The organism is Streptomyces sp. NH27 (assembly GCF_056859195.1).
The window spans coordinates 1-2,372 of sequence record NZ_JACEGK010000784.1 but is presented as its reverse complement, the minus strand read 5'-3'; the positions used below and the strand labels follow the sequence as shown (position 1 = coordinate 2,372).

Sequence of the window (2,372 nt, the reverse complement as noted above, 5' to 3'; positions counted from 1 at the left end):
CCCGTAGACTGGTCGGCGCCAGCCCCCACCTCCTGCCCACGGGAAGTCGTCACGTGTCGCTCTCCATCGGAATCGTCGGCCTGCCGAATGTCGGCAAGTCGACGCTCTTCAACGCCCTGACCAAGAACGACGTGCTGGCGGCCAACTACCCGTTCGCCACCATCGAGCCCAACATCGGCGTGGTCGGCGTGCCCGACCCCCGGCTGCACCGGCTCGCCGAGATCTTCGGCTCGGCCCGGGTGCTGCCCGCCACCGTGGACTTCGTCGACATCGCGGGCATCGTCCGCGGCGCCTCTGAGGGCGAGGGTCTGGGCAACAAGTTCCTCGCGAACATCCGCGAGTCCGACGCGATCTGCCAGGTCATCCGCGCCTTCAAGGACGAGAACGTGGTCCACGTGGACGGCAAGGTCTCGCCGCGGGACGACATCGAGACGATCAACACCGAGCTGATCCTCGCCGACCTGCAGTCCGTGGAGAAGGCGATCCCGCGCCTGACCAAGGAATCGCGGATGCAGAAGGACAAGGCGAAGGTGCTGGCCGCGGCCGAGGCCGCGCAGGTGATCCTCGCCGCCGGTGACACCCTCTTCGCGCACGGCATCACCAAGGGCACCGAGCAGGGCATCCTCCTGCACGAGCTCCACCTGCTCACCACCAAGCCGTTCCTCTACGTCTTCAACGTCGACGAGGACGAGCTCACCGACGAGGCGTTCAAGGACGAGCAGCGCGCCCTGATCGCCCCCGCCGAGGCGATCTTCCTCAACGCCAAGCTCGAAGCGGACCTGGCCGAACTCGACGACGCCGAAGCCCTCGAACTCCTCCAGTCCGTCGGCCAGGAAGAGCCCGGGCTCGCCACCCTCGCCCGGGTCGGCTTCAACACCCTCGGTCTCCAGACCTACCTCACCGCCGGCCCCAAGGAATCCCGCGCCTGGACCATCAAGCGCGGCGCCACCGCCCCCGAGGCCGCGGGCGTCATCCACACCGACTTCCAAAAGGGCTTCATCAAGGCCGAGGTCATCTCCTTCGACGACCTCGTGACCACCGGCTCCGTCGCCGAAGCCCGCGCCAAGGGCAAGGCCCGCATGGAGGGCAAGGACTACGTCATGCAGGACGGCGACGTGGTGGAGTTCCGCTTCAACGTGTGAGTGATGGTGTGGAGGCGGCCTGACCTGCGAGGAAGCGGGTCGGGCCATTCTGCTGTCCGCGGGAGTCCGCACCCGCCCGCCTGCGTGGTCCCGTCGATGGTCCGCCTGTCGTCCTGGCGGCACGGCACGGCACGGCCTACGTCTGGCGGGAACCGATTTCCCGGCGGGCGCGAAGAGCGAGAGTCTGGTTGCTCACCGTCGTCTTCATTCGGCGCATGACATTCTGCGTCCAATGAAGGTTTCCCCATCGCTCCTGCCGCTGTTGCGTTCACAGATGCAGGGGTGCCGGCCCTCGTGGTGCTCCATCCGGAGCGCTGACCGAGCTCGCCGACTCACTGGGTGCTTCGCATACGGCCGTCCTGCGTGAGGTGAACCGGCTTGTCGGCGGGGGCATCCTGCGTGATCGACGGGTCGGTCGGAGTCGGTGAGGCGTACATCTACGGCTCCTGGGCCGCGCGCTACAAGGGCGAGTCGGGGTTGCCTCCGGCTGACATCGATATTCTCGTCGTGGGTGAGCCGGACGCCGACTCCCTCTTCGACCTTGCCGAGGAAGTATCCCGTCGGCTGGGCCGCGAGGTGAACGTCCACCGGGTCACGACTCAGGCATGGACGGCGGATACGGCTGATCCCTTTCTCACCAGTGTCCGCGAGCGTCCGCTGGTCCGGTTGAACCTTGATCAGGAGACATGATGGCGGGTTGGGACAAGGGGCGGGCGACGGTCGAAGCGCTGATCAATGGCGGCGAGCACGAGCGTGTACCTGCGTCCCGGCCGGCGGCCGAGGCGGAGCTTGTCCGGGCGCGCACTCACGTCGACTCCGCGCGCCAGTTGCGGACCAAGAACCCGGAGGACGCGTACACGCTGGCCCTGTCGGTGTCGCCGTTGTCGAAGTAGATCGCTTGGTGCAGTTGTCCGCCGAGGGTCGCGGCGTAGCGGGTGAGCACCTCCTGGCCGGAGATGCGGCCCTGCTCGATCCGGGAGACGTGGCCCTTGGAGACGCCCATCCGCTCCGCTACCTGTTCCTGGTTGAGGTTGCGGGACTGCGGACTTCGGCAGGGCGGTGGCCGAGCGCCTCGGCGAGGAGTTCCCTCTTGCCCTCGGCCACGGTCTCTTCGCCGCCGGCTCGGGCGACGGGCTCGGCGCGGATGTCCTGCCAGCGGGCGTATCCCGTCATCGTGCGTCCTCCTCTTCGGGCACGTGTGGGGGGAAGCCGTCGGGGGTGGTGTGGGCG

At 67.9% G+C, this 2,372-nt stretch carries 4 protein-coding genes; 2 read left to right on the top strand and 2 right to left on the bottom strand.

The annotated features are described in order from the left end of the window. Positions 1-53 precede the first annotated feature (53 nt). Entirely contained in the window at positions 54-1,142 is a 1,089-nt protein-coding gene (gene ychF / locus AC13HU_RS35785; protein WP_483046167.1) for a redox-regulated ATPase YchF, read from the top strand. A gap of 399 nt (positions 1,143-1,541) precedes the next feature. Further along, positions 1,542-1,832, top strand: a complete 291-nt coding sequence (locus AC13HU_RS35780; protein ID WP_483046166.1) for a hypothetical protein — start codon at positions 1,542-1,544, stop codon at positions 1,830-1,832. A 115-nt stretch (positions 1,833-1,947) separates the two neighbouring features. On the opposite strand, the gene AC13HU_RS35775 is transcribed toward AC13HU_RS35780, so the two are convergent. Next, positions 1,948-2,145: a helix-turn-helix domain-containing protein gene (locus tag AC13HU_RS35775; protein ID WP_483046165.1), complete on the bottom strand. Its 198-nt coding sequence runs from the start codon at positions 2,143-2,145 to the stop codon at positions 1,948-1,950. 8 nt (positions 2,146-2,153) lie between these two features. Beyond that, entirely contained in the window at positions 2,154-2,315 is a 162-nt protein-coding gene (locus AC13HU_RS35770; protein WP_483046164.1) for a hypothetical protein, read from the bottom strand. Positions 2,316-2,372: the final 57 nt, after the last annotated feature.

Excerpts from the sequence above, each read along its gene's own strand:
- AC13HU_RS35775 (WP_483046165.1), bottom strand. The coding sequence starts at position 2,145 with ATGGGCGTCTCCAAGGGCCACGTCTCCCGGATCGAGCAGGGCCGCATC.
- AC13HU_RS35770 (WP_483046164.1), bottom strand. The coding sequence starts at position 2,315 with ATGACGGGATACGCCCGCTGGCAGGACATCCGCGCCGAGCCCGTCGCC.